Origin of the sequence: Nonomuraea roseoviolacea subsp. carminata, assembly GCF_024172185.1 — a bacterium.
Classification (GTDB): Bacteria; Actinomycetota; Actinomycetes; order Streptosporangiales; family Streptosporangiaceae; genus Nonomuraea; species Nonomuraea roseoviolacea.
In genome coordinates this window covers 5,213,956-5,231,133 of sequence record NZ_JAMZEC010000001.1, presented here as the reverse complement: position 1 = coordinate 5,231,133, position 17,178 = coordinate 5,213,956, and the positions used below count along the sequence as shown (strand labels likewise).

Genomic DNA, 17,178 nt, shown 5'->3' with positions numbered 1-17,178 from the left:
GGCGGGCCCGCGCTCACCGCAGGGTGCCGTTGGTCATCCCGACCGGCTCCTCGGGCACGGTGAGCAGCCCGAGCTCGGCCGGGGAGGCCGCCAGCGGGTGCTGGGGCACGACCCGGACGGTGTAGCCGAACGCGCCCGTGCGGTCCAGCGGCACCACGCCCGCGTAGTGGGCGCGGCCGTCGTCGTCGCTGTCGACGGGCGTCAGCGCCAGGTAGCCGGGGTGGACCAGCTCGTCGTGCGGCCCGACCCGGCCGTAGGCGGCCTGGACCAGCACGTCGTCCGGGGCGAGGTCGCCGAGCGCGATCGTGGCCCGCAGGTCCATCACGTTGCCCACCTCGGGGGTGTCGCCGACGCCGGACGCCTCCACGTGCTCGACCCGCACCGCGGGCCACGCCTTGGACACGCGCAGCCGCCAGGCGGCGAACGAGCGGGCCCCGGCGTAGGAGTCGGCCGCGAGCGCGCGGCCCGCCTTGGCCGCCGGCGTGTACAGGCTGAGGACGTAGTCGCGCAGCATCCGGCCGGCCAGCACCTTGGGGCCGAGCGAGGTCAGCGTGTGCTTGACCATCTCCATCCAGCGGCGCGGCAGCCCGTCGGCCGCCCGGTCGTAGAACCGGTCGGACACCTCGTGCTCGATCAGGTCGTACAGGGCGGCGGCCTCCAGCTCGTCGCGCCGGTCGGGGTCGGCGACGCCGTCGGCCGTGGGGATCGCCCAGCCGTTGGTGCCGTCGTACCACTCGTCCCACCATCCGTCGCGGATGGACAGGTTGAGCCCGCCGTTCAGGGCCGACTTCATGCCGGACGTGCCGGACGCCTCCAGGGGGCGCAGCGGGTTGTTCAGCCACACGTCGCTGCCCTGCGTCATGAGCTGGCCGAGCGCCATGTCGTAGTCGGGCAGGAACACGATGCGGTGGCGCACGTCGGGGTGGTCGGCGAACTTGACGATCTGCTGGATCAGCTTCTTGCCGCCCTCGTCGGCCGGGTGGGCCTTGCCGGCGATCACGATCTGCACCGGCTTGTCCGGGTCGAGCAGCAGGCTCCTGAGCCGCTCGGGGTCGCGCAGCATGAGCGTGAGCCGCTTGTACGACGGCACGCGGCGGGCGAAGCCGATCGTCAGCACGTCGGGGTCGAGGGCGTCGTCGATCCAGCCGAGCTCGGCGTCGGAGGCGCCGCGGTCGCGCCAGGAGCGGCGCAGCCGGTCCCGGGCCCCCTCGACCAGGCGGCGGCGCAGGGTGCGCCGGATCTCCCAGATCTCGGCGTCGGAGATCTTCTGGATGCCGTCCCAGCCGCGCGCCCGCTCGATGAGCAGGGGCAGCTCGCGCCCGGCCAGCTCCATCATCTCGCGGCCCACCCAGGTGGGGGCGTGGACGCCGTTGGTGATCGAGCCGATCGGCACCTCCTCCACGTCGAAGCCGGGCCAGAGGTTCTTGAACATCTCCCGGCTGACCTCGCCGTGCAGCTCCGAGACGCCGTTGACGCGCTGGGCCAGCCGCATGCCCATGACCGCCATGTTGAAGCGGCCGGGGTCGGCCTCGGCGCCCAGGGCGAGGATGCGCTCCACGGGCACGGTCGGCCAGGCGTTGTCGCCGCCGAAGTGCCGCTCGATCATCTCGATGGGGAAGCGGTCGATGCCCGCGGGCACCGGCGTGTGCGTGGTGAAGACCGTGCCGGCCCGCACGGCCTCCAGGGCCTCGTCGAACGACAGCCGCGCCTCGGTCAGCTCGCGGATGCGCTCCAGGCCGAGGAACCCGGCGTGGCCCTCGTTGGTGTGGAAGACCTCGGGCTCCGGGTGGCCGGTGATGCGGCAGTAGGCGCGGATGGCGCGCACGCCGCCCACGCCGAGCAGCAGTTCCTGCATGAGCCGGTGGTCGGTGCCGCCGCCGTAGAGGCGGTCGGTGACGTCGCGGGCCGCGCTGTCGTTGTCGGCCACGTCGGAGTCGAGCAGCAGCAGCGGCACGCGGCCGACCTGGGCCACCCAGAGCTGGGCGTGCAGGGCGCGCCCCTCGGGCAGGCCGACGCGGATCTTGACGGGGGTGCCGTCCTCCTCCTTCAGGAGGGTCAGCGGCAGACCGCCCGCGTCGAGCGACGGGTAGTGCTCCAACTGCCAGCCCTCGGGCGACAGCGACTGGGTGAAGTAGCCGTGGCGGTAGAGCAGGCCCACGGCGAGGATGGGGACGCCGAGGTCGCTGGCGGCCTTGAGGTGGTCTCCGGCCAGGATCCCGAGCCCGCCCGAGTACTGCGGGAGGGCGGCGGCGATGCCGTACTCGGGGGAGAAGTAGGCGATGGCACGCGCGGCGTCGGGCAGCGTCTGGTACCACCGCGGGGCGGTCATGTACTCGCGCAGGTCGTCGGCGGCGTCGGCGAGACGGCGCAGGAAGCGGCGGTCGGCGGCGAGCTCGGACAGCCTGGCCGGGTCGACGGCGCCGAGGAGGGCCACCGGGTCGTGGCCCACCTGTTCCCACAGGCGCGGGTCGACCTCGGCGAACAGGTCTGTGGTCTCGGGGTGCCACGACCAGCGCAGGTTGTGGACCAGCTCGCCGAGTGCGGCCAGCTCCCGGGGCAGGACTGTGCGTACGGTAAACCGGCGGATAGCTCTCACGTTTGTGCACCCTATGGGCTAGGAGGGACCTCTCAGTCCCTCACCCTCAGCAAGGACGTTCAAACCCCTTCCGGGAAGAAGCATGAAGCGCGACGATTGGGGCAACTTCCACCATTGTCAGTTCTCCCGGGGACACGGGAGGTCTATCCGCTGCTGCCCACAAATTACATGCAAGGATCGTTCTTGCCAGGGAAGCCTCCGGCGGTACCGAGTGTGCCGTCGCAACCTCGAAATGCGCGATGATCGGAAGAATTCCCATCACGGACATCCACCCCGTCGTCGACTGCGGGCAGTGGCCCGCCAAGGCGGTCGCCGGTGAGACCTTCCAGGTCTCGGCGACCGTGTTCCGAGAAGGCCACGACGCCGTGGCCGCGGGCGTGGTCCTCACCGCGCCCGACGGGCAGCGTGATCGGCTGAGACCGATGCGCGAGCTCTCACCGGGCACCGACCGGTGGGGCGTCGAGGTCTGCCTGCCCACCGAGGGTGAGTGGTTGTTCCGCGTGGAGGCGTGGAGCGACCCCATCGCGACGTGGCTGCACGACGCCGAGATCAAGATCCCGCGTGGCATGGACGTCGACCTGATGTGCGAGGAGGGCGCCCGGCTGTTCGAGCGGGCGGCCCGCGGCGTGCGCCAGGCCGACTGCCCCGCCCCCGGCGGGCGCACGACGCCGCAGGCCAGGAACGGGCACATCCCGGCCGATCCGGCGAGGGCCGCCGCGCGCGCGGCGGCGAAACAGGGCCCGGATAAAAAGGGCCCGGAGAAACAGGGCACAGAGCAGCAGGGTGCGCAGAAGGAGGCGAGCGGCGAGAGCGCGTGCGGGCACCGCGCGGCGCTGCTGGCGATCGCGTCCACGCTGCGTGACGAGGAGCTGGACCCGCGGGCGCGGCTGTCGATCGTCCAGCTTCCCGAGACGGCGGCGTTGCTGGACGCGCATCCGCTGCGCGATCTGGTCACCAGGTCGCGGCCGAGGAAGATCATGGTCGATCGGCGCAGGGCGCTGTACGGCTCGTGGTACGAGTTCTTCCCGCGGTCGGAAGGCGCTCTGGTCGACGAGCACGGCATCACCAAGTCCGGAAACTTCCAGACAGCGGCCAAGCGGCTGCCCGCCGTGGCGAAGATGGGCTTCGACGTCGTCTACCTGCCGCCGATCCACCCGATCGGTCACACGTTCCGCAAGGGACGCAACAACACGCTCAGCCCCGAGCCCGACGAGCCGGGCTCGCCGTGGGCGATCGGCTCGGAGGAGGGCGGGCACGACGCCGTCCATCCCGACCTCGGCACGATCGAGGACTTCGACGCGTTCGTGGCCCGGGCCCGCGAGCTGGGCATGGAGATCGCGCTCGACCTGGCGCTCCAGTGCTCCCCCGACCATCCGTGGGTCAAGGAGCATCCCGAGTGGTTCACGATCCGGGCCGACGGCACGATCGCGTACGCCGAGAACCCGCCCAAGAAGTACCAGGACATCTACCCGATCAACTTCGACAAGGACCCCGAGGGCATCTTCGCCGAGGTCCGCCGGGTGGTGCGGCACTGGATGGACCACGGCGTGCGGATCTTCCGGGTGGACAACCCGCACACCAAGCCGGTGGGCTTCTGGGAGCGGCTGCTGGCCGACATCCGGCAGACCGACCCGGACGTGCTGTTCCTGGCCGAGGCGTTCACCCGGCCGGCGATGCTCCAGACGCTGGCCAAGGTCGGCTTCCACCAGTCGTACACGTACTTCACGTGGAAGAACTCCAAGCCCGACGTGGAGTCCTACCTGGCGGAGCTGGCCCAGGACACGTCGTTCTTCCTGCGGCCCAACCTGTTCGTCAACACCCCGGACATCCTGCACGAGTACCTCCAGCACGGAGGGATCCCCGCGTTCAAGATCCGTGCCGTGCTGGCCGCGCTGGTCTCGCCGACGTGGGGCGTGTATTCCGGGTACGAACTTGGGGAAAACATTCCTGTCCGTCCCGGAAGCGAAGAATATCTCGATAGCGAGAAATATCAGTACAGACCTCGCGATTGGGACGCGGCGGAGCGAGAAGGCCGCACCCTCGCCCCGTTCATCACGCACCTTAATTTGTTCCGAAGAGCCCATCCGGCGCTCCAGGAATTGCGTAATCTACGGTTCCACCGCGTCGACCAACCGGATATGGTCTGCTTCTCCAAGCGACTCCCCGGCGCCTACGACCCGGCCACACGACGGCACGGGCTGGGCGACGTCGTCCTCGCCGTCGTCAACCTCGATCCGCACCACACCCACGAGGCGACGGTCGATCTCGACATGCCGGCGCTCGGCCTGGACTGGAACGCGGAGTTCGTCGTCGACGACGAACTGTCCGGCGAGTCGTATCGTTGGCGGCAGGGGAATTATGTCCGCCTCGATCCCCATATCCAACCTGCCCACATCTTCACCGTTCGAGCCGCGCCACGGTAGACCAGAATTCAGCGGGGAGTCTTCAACGTGTGTGTTAGCGCCTCCCTCATGGGCCCATCGAAGGAGGGCTCATGAGCTCCACACCCATACCCAACCCCTTCGACGAGGAGAAGCCTCGCGATCCGTACTGGTACAAGCGCGCGGTCTTCTACGAGGTCCTGATCAGGGGTTTCTCCGATTCCAACGGAGACGGCACCGGCGACATCAAGGGCCTGATCGGCAAGCTGGACTACCTCCAGTGGCTCGGCGTCGACTGCCTGTGGCTGCTGCCGCTCTACGAGTCGCCGCTGCGTGACGGCGGCTACGACATCGCCGACTTCATGAAGATCCTCCCCGAGTTCGGAGACCTGGGGGACTTCGTGAAGCTGGTCGACGAGGCCCACAAGCGGGGCATGCGCGTCATCGCCGACCTCGTCATGAACCACACCAGCGACGCCCACCCCTGGTTCCAGGCGTCCCGGCACGACCCCGAGGGCCCGTTCGGCGACTTCTACGTCTGGTCCGACACCGACACGGCCTACGCCGACGCCCGGATCATCTTCATCGACACCGAGACGTCCAACTGGACCTACGACCCGGTGCGCGGCCAGTACTACTGGCACCGGTTCTTCCACCACCAGCCCGACCTCAACTACGAGAACCCGGCCGTGCAGGACGCCATGCTGGAGGTCCTGCGCTTCTGGCTCGACCTCGGCATCGACGGGTTCCGGCTGGACGCGGTGCCCTACCTGTTCGAGGAGGAGGGCACCAACTGCGAGAACCTGCCGAAGACCCACCAGTACCTCAAGCGGGTGCGCGCCGAGGTGGACCGGCTCTACCCCGACAGCGTCCTGCTGGCCGAGGCCAACCAGTGGCCCTCGGACGTGGTGGACTACTTCGGCGACCCGGTCGGCGGCGGCGACGAGTGCCACATGGCGTTCCACTTCCCGCTGATGCCGCGCATCTTCATGGCCGTGCGCAGGGAGTCGCGCTACCCCATCTCCGAGATCCTGGCCCAGACCCCCAAGATCCCCGAGAACTGCCAGTGGGGCATCTTCCTCCGCAACCACGACGAGCTGACGCTCGAGATGGTGACGGACGAGGAACGCGACTACATGTACGCCGAGTACGCCAAGGACCCGCGCATGCGCGCCAACGTCGGCATCCGCCGGCGCCTGGCGCCGCTGCTGGAGAACGACCGCAACCAGATCGAGCTGTTCACCGCGCTGCTCCTGTCGCTGCCCGGCTCGCCGGTGCTCTACTACGGCGACGAGATCGGCATGGGCGACAACATCTGGCTGGGCGACCGCGACGGCGTGCGCACCCCCATGCAGTGGGACCCCGACCGCAACGCCGGGTTCTCCGACTGCGACCCCGGCCGGCTCTACCTGCCGGTGATCATGGACCCGATCTACGGCTACCAGGGCCTCAACGTCGAGGCGCAGCAGAAGAACGCCGGCTCGCTGCTGCACTGGACCCGCCGCATGATCGAGATCCGCAAGCGCCACCCGGTGTTCGGGCTCGGCGAGTTCATCGAGCTCAACTCCTCCAACCCGAGCGTCCTCGCGTTCGTCCGCGAGCTGGGCGACGACCGGATGCTGTGCGTCAACAACCTCTCCCGCTTCCCCCAGCCGGTGGAGCTGGACCTGCGGAGGTTCGTCGGGGTGTCCCCGGTGGAGACGATGGGCGGAGTCCCGTTCCCACCAATTGGCGAGCTTCCGTATCTTTTGACGCTTCCGGGGCATGGGTTCTACTGGTTCACCCTCCCGCCGGCAGCCACCCAGGAGGAATGAGACGTGCTTGAGGAGCTCCTTGCCGCATGGATCGGACGTCAACGATGGTTCGGCGGCAAGGGGCGCCCGATCGACAGAGTGTCGATCGACTCCGACGCCACGATCGAGGCCGGCGACCCCGGCCTGCGCCACCTCGTGGTGTCGGTCTGGCAGGACGGCACACGTGACCGCTACCAGGTGCTCCTCGGCCTGCGCTCCGACCTGCCCGACCGGCTCAAGCACGCGCTGATCGGCCTGCACGGCCCGTACTCCTTCGCGGACGGGCCCGCCCGCGACGAGTGGTACGCCTACGACGCCGTCCACGACGTCGAGCTGACCCCGTGGCTGCTCGAATGCATGGGCCGCGACTGCGACTGGGGGACGGTGCGCTTCCGCCACCTCCCGGACGTCGAGATCGACACCTCCCTGCGCAGCCTCGTGCTCGGCGCCGAGCAGTCCAACACCTCGCTCGTGTACGGCGACGCGTACATCTGCAAGCTGTTCCGGCGGCTCGTCCCCGGCGTCAACCCCGAACTGGAGATCATCACCGCGCTGGCCGAGCGGCGCGCCCCGCACATCGCCCAGCCGTACGGATGGGTCGAGACCGACCTCGACGGCACGCCGACCACGCTGGCGATCACGCAGGAGTTCCTGTCCAACTCCAACGACGGCTGGGACCTCGCGCTCGCCAGCGTCCGCGACCTCTACGCCATGCCCTTCGAGGACGGCTACGGCGAGCCCGCGGCCGTCGGCGCCGCGGACGCGGGCGGCGACTTCGCCGGCGAGGCGTTCCGGCTCGGCTGCGCCACCGCGCGCGTCCACCACGAGCTGGCCGAGGCGTTCCCCACCGACGTGATCGAGGTCCCCGAGGTCAAGCGGATGGCCGAGGGCTTCAGGCGGCGGCTCGCCCGGGCCGTCGCCGAGGTGCCCGAGCTGCGCGAGCACGTCGGCGCGATCGAGGCCGTCTACCACCGGGTCGAGGAGCTGACCGCCGAGGTGCCCGTGCAGCGGGTCCACGGCGACTACCACCTCGGCCAGGTGATGCGCACCAACACCGACTGGGTGGTGCTCGACTTCGAGGGCGAGCCGGGGCAGCCGCTGGCCGAGCGCCGGGCACTGTCGTCGCCGCTGCGCGACGTGGCGGGCATGCTGCGCTCGTTCGACTACGCCGCCCGGCACCTGCTGGCCGACCGGCCCGACGCCGCGTCGCTGGAGCCGCGGGCCGAGGACTGGGCGGCGCGCAACCGGGCCGCGTTCCTCGACGGCTACGCCGACGGCGGCGGGGCCGTCTCGCCGGCCGACGCGGCCCTGCTCAAGGCGTTCGAGATGGCCAAGGCGGTGTACGAGGTGGTCTACGAGGCGCGCAACCGGCCCGCGTGGGTCGGCATCCCGCTGGCCGCCTTCCGCCGCACCGGCCTCTGACCCGCTCCCCCGGCGTCAGCGCAGCTCCTCGATCAGGCCGGGCAGACCCTCGGCGCCGTGCCCGCGGGCCACCCGGCGCTCCACGATCTCCTTCATCGGCAGGAGCAGGTCGGGCTTGACCCCCTGCTCCTCGAACGCGATCACCAGGTTGCCCAGGCCCACCCGGTTGACCTCCAGGTTGGAGACCTCGGTGGCGTAGTCGCCCCGCTCCATGTCCTCGGCCCAGCGCGGCTGGGCCGAGGCCATCGCGTGCAGCCACGGCACGAGCAGCGTCTCGGTGAACTCGCGCACCGGCCGCCCCTCGGCGGCGATCAGCGCCGCCGCCTCCAGGAACCCGGCGATCTGGCCGTACATGCCGGTCAGCAGGGCCAGGTCGTACAGCGGGGCCAGGCCCGGGTCCTCGCCCAGGTGGCGCGGCTCGGCCAGCGGCTTGAGCGTCGCCTCGTGGCGGTCGAAGACGTCGCGCGGGCCGCTGTAGAGGATCAGCGCGCCGGGCCGCCCGATCATGTACGGGACGGCCATGATGCCGCCGTCCAGGTAGTCGCCGCCGCGCCCGTTCACCCATTCGCCGGTCGCGCGGGCCTCGGCCGGGCGGCCGTTGGTGAGGTTCAGCACCGTACGGCCGGCCAGGTCGGCGCCGTCCAGGACCGCGCGGGCGGCCTCGTAGTCGAGCACGCAGACGATGGTCAGCGGGGCGGCGGCGACGGCCTCGGCGGCGGTGGCGGCACGGGTGGCGCCCTTGGCGACCAGGGCGTCGGCCTTGGCGGACGAGCGGTTCCAGACCGTGACGCGGTGACCGGCCGCCAGCAGGGTCTCGGCCAGGGCCGTGCCCATGAGGCCGAGCCCGAGCACCGCGATGTTCTCCGACATGTCGAGTGTTCCTAAGGTTGTGGGACGGGACAGGTGGGGGGACGGGAATCCACGGTGCCGGGCCAGGGTTATGGTCGCGTTCGGGAAGCGTTATGGGGGGCTGATGCGGTTCGGGGTGCTGGGGCCCCTGGCGGTGTGGACGCCCGGCGGCGAGCCCGTCCGGGTGCCGGAGGCGAAGGTCCGCGCGCTCCTGGCCGACCTGCTGGCCCACCGCGGCACGCCCGTCTCCACCGACCGGCTCGTCCTCGACCTGTGGGGCGGACAGCCGCCCGCCGGGGCGCCCGCGGCGCTGCGGGTCAAGGTGTCGCAGCTACGCCGGGTTCTCGGCGACCGGGAGCTGATCGTCCACCAGGCGCGCGGCTACGTCCTGAAGACCGGCCCGGCGCGCGAGGTGGACGCCGACCGGTTCGAGGACCTGCTGGGCCGCGCCCGCCAGGACGACGACCCGCGCGGCCGGCGGGCGAAGCTGGACGAGGCGCTGGGCCTGTGGCGGGGCCCCGCCTACGCCGGGTACCGCGACGAGGAGTTCACCCGCGCCGAGACCGTCCGGCTGGACGAGCTGCGGCTGGTGGCCCTGGAGGAGCTGGCGGCGGCGCGGCTCGCGCTCGGCGAGCACGGTCCCGTGGCGGCCGACCTCGCGGGCGTCGTCACCGAGCACCCGCTGCGCGAGCGGCTGCGGGCCCTCCACCTGCGCGCCCTGTACGGGGCGGGACGGCAGGGCGAGGCGCTGGCGAGCTACGCCGACCTGCGCACCCGGCTGGCGGAGGAGCTGGGCGCCGACCCGGGGCCGGAGCTGGTGGCCTTGCACCAGGCGATCCTGCGCCACGACCCGTCCCTTGACATCGCACCCACCCGGGAGACGCGGCCACCCGCCGACATCGCGCCCACCCGGGAGACGCGGCCACCCGCCGACATCGCGCCCACCCGGGAGACGCGGCCACCCGCCGACATCGCGCCGACCCCAAGGACCACACCGCCCTCACGAAGCGCCACGACTCCGGAGACCATGCCGCCCTCTGGAAGCGCGATTTCGGAGACCCCGCGGTCCTCAGCGGGCGCCATGACCCAGGAGATCCGCGAACACCAGGGCGCCCGGTCCGACCTCGGAGTCCCCCGCTCCCCCGGCGTCTCCGAGGGCGCTTCGCCGCTCTCCCCCGTGGGCGGGCTGCCCGCACCGTTGTCCTCGCTGGTGGGCAGGGCCGAGGCGGTGGCGGAGGTGCGCGGCCTGCTGCGCGCGAACCGGCTGGTCACGCTCACCGGGCCGGGCGGCGTCGGCAAGACGCGGCTGGCGCTGGAGGTGGCGGCGGCCCCGGGACGGCCGTTCCCTGGCGGTGTGTGGATGGTCGAGCTGGCCGCGTCCGCGCCCGCCGAGGTGGCCGAGGCCGTGGCGGGCGCGCTGGGGCTGCGGGACGACGTCCCCGGATCGCTGGCGGACCGGCTGGCCGCGGCCCTGCGCTCAGGGGCCGGCGCCGGGGAGACGCTGCTCGTGCTGGACAACTGCGAGCACGTGGTGGAGGAGGTCGCCGCGCTCGCCGGGCGGCTGTTGCGGGCCGTCCCCGGGCTGCGGATCCTCGCCACCAGCCGGGAGTCCCTGCGCGTGCCGGGCGAGGCGCTGTGGAGCGTCCCGCCCCTGAGCGTGGCGGCCGCGGTCGAACTGCTGACCTCCCGCGCGGGCATGCCCGCCACCGCCATGGACGCCACCACCGCCACCGCCACCACCGCCGCGCACTCCGCCGACGACCCGGACGACGCGGACGCCCCGAACGATCCGAACGACCCGAACGACGCCGCCGACGCCGACTACGCCGATGACGAGCGGAGCGCGCTCGTGGAGATCTGCGTGCGGCTCGACGGCATCCCGCTGGCCCTGGAGCTGGCCGCCACCCGGCTGCGCGCCCTCACGCCCCGGGGGCTCGCCGACCGACTCGACGACCGGTTCCGCGTGCTGGCCCCCGGGCTGCGCGGCGCCCCGGCCCGCCAGCGGACCCTCCGCGCCGTGATCGACTGGAGCTGGGAGCTGCTCGGCGAGGAGGAGCGGCTGGTGCTGCGGCGGCTCGCGGTCCACGCCGGCGGCTGCACGCTGGAGGCCGCCGAGGCGGTCTGCGGGGAGCCCGGCCTGGACGTGCTCGGCCCGCTGTCCCTGCTGGTGGACCGCTCGCTCGTGGTGCGGTCGGCGGACGGCCGGTACCGGCTGCTGGAGTCGGTGGCGGCGTACTGCCTGGAACGGCTGGCCGAGGCGGGCGAGCTGGACGCCGTCCGGATGCGGCACGTGCGCCACCACGCCGGCCTCGCCGAACGCGCCGAGCCGTCCCTGTACGGGCACGAGCAGCGCCGCGTCCTCACCCTGCTCGACGCCGAGCGCGCCAACGTCCGCGCGGCGATCGACCACGCCGTACGGCTCGGCGCGGCCGGCGAGGCGGTACGGCTGGTGAACGCGCTGGCCTGGTACTGGGTGCTGCGCGGCAGGCTGGGCGAGGGCCGCCGCGCCCTGGAGGCCGCGCTGTCCGTGGCGGCGCCGGACACCCCCGGGGCGGCCCGGGCGCGGCTGTGGCTGCACGGGCTGGAGGGCCTGGCCGGGCGGCCCGTCCCGCTGGACACCACCCTGTTCGAGGCGGTCGAGGACCCGGTGGCCAGGGCCAGGGCGCGCTGGTTCGCGGGTCTCGCGCTGTTCGGCTACGACGACCTGGCGGCCGGCATGGAGCTGGTCGAGTCGGCGCTGACCGCCTGTGAGGCCCTGGACGACCGGTGGGGCACGGCCGCCGCGCTGAGCGTACGGGCCAGATGGGCGGGCATGCGCGGCGACCTCGCGGCGCTGCGGCGCGACGGCGAGCGGGCGCTGGCGCTCTTCCAGGAGAGCGGCGACAGGTGGGGCGAGATGCGGGCCGCCGAGAGCCTCGGCACCCTCGCCGAGATCACCGGCGACTACGGGCGCGCCGCGGCGCTGCGGCGCGACGGGCTGCGGATGGCCGAGGAGCTGGGCCTGTGGGGCGCGGCGTGCGACGCGCTGTCGCGGCTGGGCCGGATCGCCATGCTGACCGGCGACCACGCGGCGGCGGAGGAGCACCACGAGCGGGCCAGGGCGCTGGCCGTGTCGCAGTCCAACCGGCCCGCGGAGCAGTTCGCCGAGGTCGGGCTGGCGCTCGGGGCGCGCAGGCAGGGCCGGCTGGACGAGGCGGACCGGCTGCTGCGCAAGTGGATCGGCTGGGTGCGCGAGGTGTCCGGGGCGCCCGGCGAGGCGCTGATCCTGGCCGAGCTGGGCTTCGTCGCCGAGCTGCGCGGAGACGCGGCCGCCGCTCGGGAGCTCCAGCTCGGCGCGCTCGCGAGGGCGCGGCACGTCGGCGACCCGCGCGCCGTCGCGCTCGCGCTGGAGGGGCTGGCGGGCGCCCGCGCCCTCGCCGGGGAGCACGCGGAGGCGGCACGGCTGCTCGGCAAGGCCGCCGCGCTGCGCGACTCGGCGGGGGCGCCGCTGCCGCCCGCCGAGCGGGGAGACGTGGACCGCGTCACGGCCGCAGCCCGCGCCGCCCTCGGCGGCACCGCCTTCGCGGCGGCCCTCGCACTGGGCGCCGCCTCCCCTCTCGACGGCCTCGTCCCCCAACCCGCGTGAGCCGCCTCCCCTCTCGACGGCCTCGTCCCCGCACCCGTGTGAGCCGCGGCGCGGGCGTCGTCCTCGCCGGATGCCTGTGAGCGGCGCGGCGCGTTCGGGACGCGCATGACGCCGGGGGCGAATATCGCCGTTCCCCCGCGCGCCACGCCCGGGGCGACTACTCTTCGCAGGTGCTCGTAAACGAAGAGTAAAGGAGCCCGACATGCGGGGCGTGATGATGCTCGCGGTCTCGGCGGGGGCGGTCGCGACGATCACCGCCGCCGTCCTGCTGCTGCCCGGCGACGGCGGGCCGCCCTCCGCGCGGGCCGAGCTGCCCGCCGCGGTCTCCCCCGCGCCCGGCGACCCGCTCACCCCGGACGAGATCCGGCGGGCGGGCGACATCGCCACCGACGCGGGCCCGCGGGCGCACTTCGCCGCGGGCCGGGCCGAGCTGCTGTACGTCGAGCGCGACGACGGCAAGAGCGACGAGGGCGCCCGGCGGGCCGAGGCGTACGTCTACGACTACGGCACCGACACGCTGACCGTCCGCACCGTGGATCTCGCCCGCGGCAAGGTGGTGCGCGAGGTCTCCGGCACGGGCACCCAGCCTCCTCCGTCCAAGCGCGAGGAGACCCGCGCCGCCGAGCTGATCCTCGCGCACCCGCGGCTCGGCGAGGGCATGCGGGCCGCCTACCAGCGCGCCGCCGGCAAGCCGCTGCGCTCCACGGCCGACCTGTGGCTGCGGGGACTGATCTACACGGCCCCGCGCGGCGACTGCGCCGAGCACCGGTGCGTCCGGCTGTTCGTCCGGCTGCCCGACGGCACGTTCCTGGACACGAGCCGTGTCGTCGCCGACCTGTCCGCCAAGAAGGTTCACATCCTGGAGTGGTGAGGTGTTCCTCCGTATCGCCCTCGCGGCCTTCGTCATCGCCGCCGCCCACGCCACCCCGGCCCCCCGCGCCACCCTCGCCGCGGCGTCCGGCGCCCGCCCCGCCGCACCGGCCGGAAACGCCGCACCGGCCGGAAGCGTCCGCACCGCGCCGACGGGCGGCGCGGCTGCGTGCGGCTCGCCGTACCTCGTCGACCAGGCGCTGCCGAACGGCGCGCGCTGGCGGATGTGCTGGGAGATGCGCACCATCGAGGGCCTGACGCTGAACCACGTCGTCTACACCCCGAGGGGCGGCGCCCCGCAGAACGTGCTGCGCAGCGCGGCGCTCGCGCAGATCCACGTGCCGTACGACAGCGGCGAGCCGCGCTACCACGACCTCGGCTCGCTCGGCGAGTCGGCCATCGCGCTGACCGCGGCCGACTGCCCCGGCGGGGAGCGGCGCGGCACGTACGTGTGCGTCACCACCAGGGCGCGCGGCCACGCCCACCTCAAGGACGGCTTCGGCGACGAGGAGGCCCGCAGGTCGCGGCAGGGCGAGGAGCTGGTGGTGCTGTCGGGCTACCAGGTGGGCTGGTACGCCTACGTCGCGGAGTGGGTGTTCGGCGACGACGGCTCCATCACGCCGCGCCTCGGCGCCACGGGCTCGCTGGCCGGCACGGTCACCACGCCCGGCCACGGCTGGCCGATCGGCGTCGGGCGGCGGCACTTCGAGGAGTCGCACAGCCACAACGTCTTCTGGCGGCTCGACTTCGACGTCGACGCCGCCACCCGCGACGCCGTGGAGCAGTACGACTTCGCGGGCACCGGCACGAAGCGCCGGTTCATGGTGCGCACCCGCTTCGCCACCGAGACCAGGGCGGTCAACCGGCGCATGCGCTGGTGGCGGGTGCTCGACCCCAGGGCGCTCAACGCCGACCGGCACCCGATCTCCTGGGAGATCGACAACTCCGACAGCGCCGAGTACCGCGGCCCGGCCGACGAGGCGTTCACCCGGGCCGACCTGTACGTCACGCAGTACCACGCGTGCGAGCGCCTGGCCACCCAGAACCCGCTGCCCCGCTGCCGTAACTCCGTCGACCGCTACGTCAGCGGCGAGCGGCTGACCGATCCGGTGGTCTGGGTCAACGTGGACTTCCACCACGTGGCCCGCGACGAGGACGCCGACCCGATGCCGGTGCACTGGCAGGGCTTCCGCGTCCTGCCACGCGACGTCACGGCGAAGAACCCCAGTCCGTGAGGCCCCACCCGTGCCCTGACATAGACCAGGTATTCCCAACTTTCGGTGATTGTCTCCGTGAAAGCGGGCAGTGGCTGGGATGGACGGTCGTCGTAGGGCAGGGTTGGGAGCATGCCGATGAGGACAGAGCTCGACCGCCTCGCGGGCGGTGCGCACCACGATCCCCATTCGATCCTGGGGGCGCACCCCGTCGCGGGCGGCGTGACGTTCCGCACCCTGCGCCCGCTGGCCGAGCGGGTGCGGGTGGTGCTGGAGGACGGGACGGCTCATGAGCTGAAACACCAGGCGCACGGGGTGTTCGAGGTGACGGTGCCGGGCCTGGACAAGGTGCCCGCGTACACGCTGAGCGTCCAGTACCCCGGCGGGGAGCCGCAGGAGGCGCGTGACCCGTACCGGCACTGGCCCACGCTCGGCGAGATCGACCTGCACCTCATCGGCGAGGGACGGCACGAGCGGCTGTGGGAGGCCCTCGGGGCGCGCGTCATGCGGCACCAGGACGTGGACGGCACGGCGTTCGCCGTCTGGGCGCCGAACGCCCGCGGCATCCGGGTCGTCGGCGACTTCAACCACTGGGACGGCACCGCCCACCCGATGCGCTCGCTGGGCCGCTCCGGGGTGTGGGAGCTGTTCGTGCCCGGGGTGGGGGCCGGCGAGCGGTACAAGTACCAGATCCTCGGCGCCGACGGCGTGTGGCGCGACAAGGCCGACCCGATGGCCCGCCGCACCGAGGTGCCGCCGCAGACCGCCTCGGTGGTCGACCATTCCGCCTACTCCTGGGGCGACGCCGAGTGGATGGCGCGGCGGCGTGAGCAGCAGCCGCAGCGCGGCCCGATGAGCGTCTACGAGGTGCATCTCGGCTCGTGGCGGCCCGGTCTGTCGTACGTGGAGCTGGCCGACCAGCTCGTCGAGTACGTGCGGGACATGGGCTTCACGCACGTGGAGATGATGCCGGTGGCCGAGCACCCGTTCGGCGGGTCGTGGGGCTACCAGGTGACCTCCTACTACGCGCCGACGGCGCGGTTCGGCAAGCCCGACGAGTTCCGTCACCTGGTGGACCGGCTGCACCAGGCCGGCATCGGCGTGCTGCTGGACTGGGTGCCCGCGCACTTCCCGATGGACGACTGGGCCCTGGCCCGCTTCGACGGCACCCCGCTGTACGAGCACGCCGACCCCAGGCGCGGCCACCACCCCGACTGGGGCACCTACGTCTTCGACTTCGGCCGCAGGGAGGTGCGCAACTTCCTGGTGGCCAACGCGCTGTACTGGCTGAAGGAGTTCCACATCGACGGGCTGCGGGTGGACGCCGTGGCCTCGATGCTGTACCTCGACTACTCGCGCCGCGAGGGCGAGTGGACGCCGAACATCTACGGCGGGCGCGAGAACCTCGACGCCGTCGAGTTCCTCAAGGAGATGAACGCCGTCGCCTACCGGGACGAGCCGGGCATCTCCACCGTGGCCGAGGAGTCGACGGCCTGGCCGGGCGTCTCGCGGCCGGTGCACCTGGGCGGCCTGGGGTTCGGGTTCAAGTGGAACATGGGCTGGATGCACGACACGCTGGCCTACCTGCGGCACGAGCCGGTCTTCCGGCAGTACCACCACCATCAGATGACGTTCTCGCTGATCTACGCCTACTCCGAGAACTACGTGCTGCCGCTGTCGCACGACGAGGTCGTCCACGGCAAGGGCTCGCTCCTCGGCAAGATGCCGGGCGACGAGTGGCAGCGCTTCGCCCAGCTCCGGGCCCTGCTGGCGTTCATGTGGGCGCATCCGGGCAAGCAGTTGCTGTTCATGGGCGGCGAGTTCGGCCAGGGCTCGGAGTGGTCGGAGGAGCGCGGGCTCGACTGGTGGGTGCTGGAGTTCGACGGGCACAAGGGCGTGCAGCGGCTGGTCCGCGACCTGAACGCGCTCTACCGCGACACTCCCGCGCTGTGGGAGCTGGACACCGACCCGTCGGGGTTCCGGTGGATCGACGCCGACGACGCGCCGGGCAACACGTTCTCGTTCGTCCGCTTCGCGGAGGACGGGTCCGCGGTGGCGTGCGTGGCCAACTTCAGCGGCGCGGCGCACGAGGACTACCGGCTGGGCCTGCCGTACGGCGGGCAGTGGTCCGAGGTGCTCAACACGGACGCCTACGACTACTGGGGCAGCGGGGTCGGCAACCTGGGCACGGTGGAGGCGGCCGAGGAGTCGTGGCACGGGCTGCCGTACTCCGCCCGGCTGCGGGTGCCGCCGCTGGGCGCGTTGTGGCTGCGCAGGGAGGCCCCGGAGGCCGAGGAGCCGTCACTGACCGCCGAGACGGCCACGATCGCCGGGGACGGCGCGGTCCCGGCGGTGGCCGGGGAGCCGGAGCCGCTGCTCGCCGAGGAGCCGCCCGCGTCCTGAGGTGCCGCGGAGGGCCGGACGTCGC

9 protein-coding genes and 1 pseudogene are annotated in these 17,178 nt (G+C 72.6%); 8 read left to right on the top strand and 2 right to left on the bottom strand.

Annotated features, from left to right (window positions below):
• Window positions 1-13 precede the first annotated feature (13 nt).
• The gene (glgP, locus tag HD595_RS24380) at window positions 14-2,596 is read right to left on the bottom strand and encodes an alpha-glucan family phosphorylase (RefSeq protein ID WP_253772783.1); all 2,583 of its coding nucleotides are present in this window, start codon (window positions 2,594-2,596) and stop codon (window positions 14-16) included.
• 239 nt (window positions 2,597-2,835) lie between these two features.
• Here glgP and HD595_RS24375 point away from each other — a divergent pair, with 239 nt between their 5' ends.
• From HD595_RS24375 to HD595_RS24365, 3 genes are all read left to right on the top strand, one after another.
• On the top strand, window positions 2,836-5,019 hold the full coding sequence (locus HD595_RS24375) for an alpha-1,4-glucan--maltose-1-phosphate maltosyltransferase (RefSeq protein WP_253772781.1): 2,184 nt from the start codon (window positions 2,836-2,838) through the stop codon (window positions 5,017-5,019).
• A gap of 71 nt (window positions 5,020-5,090) precedes the next feature.
• Window positions 5,091-6,791 (top strand): maltose alpha-D-glucosyltransferase, encoded by a 1,701-nt coding sequence (treS, locus tag HD595_RS24370; RefSeq protein ID WP_175604699.1) that lies wholly within the window; start codon window positions 5,091-5,093, stop codon window positions 6,789-6,791.
• Window positions 6,792-6,794: 3 nt separating this feature from the next.
• Entirely contained in the window at window positions 6,795-8,192 is a 1,398-nt protein-coding gene (locus HD595_RS24365; RefSeq protein ID WP_253772779.1) for a maltokinase N-terminal cap-like domain-containing protein, read from the top strand.
• A 15-nt stretch (window positions 8,193-8,207) separates the two neighbouring features.
• Here the strand turns inward: HD595_RS24365 and HD595_RS24360 are convergent, their stop codons facing one another.
• Window positions 8,208-9,062 carry an NAD(P)-dependent oxidoreductase gene (locus HD595_RS24360; protein WP_253772777.1) on the bottom strand — a complete coding sequence of 285 codons (855 nt, stop codon included), beginning with the start codon at window positions 9,060-9,062 and terminating at the stop codon, window positions 8,208-8,210.
• On the opposite strand from HD595_RS24360, the pseudogene HD595_RS47265 reads away from it, so the two are divergent.
• The 5 genes and pseudogenes from HD595_RS47265 to glgB form a co-directional block, all read left to right on the top strand.
• Window positions 9,025-9,822, top strand: a pseudogene (locus tag HD595_RS47265) (AfsR/SARP family transcriptional regulator); the annotation flags it as partial. The gene HD595_RS24360 and the pseudogene HD595_RS47265 overlap by 38 nt on opposite strands.
• A gap of 915 nt (window positions 9,823-10,737) precedes the next feature.
• Window positions 10,738-12,666 (top strand): winged helix-turn-helix domain-containing protein, encoded by a 1,929-nt coding sequence (locus tag HD595_RS47370; RefSeq protein WP_475717758.1) that lies wholly within the window; start codon window positions 10,738-10,740, stop codon window positions 12,664-12,666.
• A gap of 202 nt (window positions 12,667-12,868) precedes the next feature.
• Window positions 12,869-13,537, top strand: a complete 669-nt coding sequence (locus HD595_RS24350; RefSeq protein WP_253772773.1) for a hypothetical protein — start codon at window positions 12,869-12,871, stop codon at window positions 13,535-13,537.
• 1 nt (window position 13,538) lies between these two features.
• The gene (locus HD595_RS24345) at window positions 13,539-14,771 is read left to right on the top strand and encodes a copper amine oxidase (RefSeq protein ID WP_253772771.1); all 1,233 of its coding nucleotides are present in this window, start codon (window positions 13,539-13,541) and stop codon (window positions 14,769-14,771) included.
• A gap of 117 nt (window positions 14,772-14,888) precedes the next feature.
• The gene (glgB, locus tag HD595_RS24340; RefSeq protein WP_253781291.1) at window positions 14,889-17,153 is read left to right on the top strand and encodes a 1,4-alpha-glucan branching protein GlgB; all 2,265 of its coding nucleotides are present in this window, start codon (window positions 14,889-14,891) and stop codon (window positions 17,151-17,153) included.
• Window positions 17,154-17,178: the final 25 nt, after the last annotated feature.

Excerpts from the sequence above, each read along its gene's own strand:
- HD595_RS24375 (WP_253772781.1), top strand. The coding sequence starts at position 2,836 with ATGATCGGAAGAATTCCCATCACGGACATCCACCCCGTCGTCGACTGC.
- treS (WP_175604699.1), top strand. The coding sequence starts at position 5,091 with ATGAGCTCCACACCCATACCCAACCCCTTCGACGAGGAGAAGCCTCGC.
- HD595_RS24360 (WP_253772777.1), bottom strand. The coding sequence starts at position 9,062 with ATGTCGGAGAACATCGCGGTGCTCGGGCTCGGCCTCATGGGCACGGCC.
- HD595_RS47370 (WP_475717758.1), top strand. The coding sequence starts at position 10,738 with ATGCCCGCCACCGCCATGGACGCCACCACCGCCACCGCCACCACCGCC.
- HD595_RS24350 (WP_253772773.1), top strand. The coding sequence starts at position 12,869 with ATGCGGGGCGTGATGATGCTCGCGGTCTCGGCGGGGGCGGTCGCGACG.
- glgB (WP_253781291.1), top strand. The coding sequence starts at position 14,889 with ATGAGGACAGAGCTCGACCGCCTCGCGGGCGGTGCGCACCACGATCCC.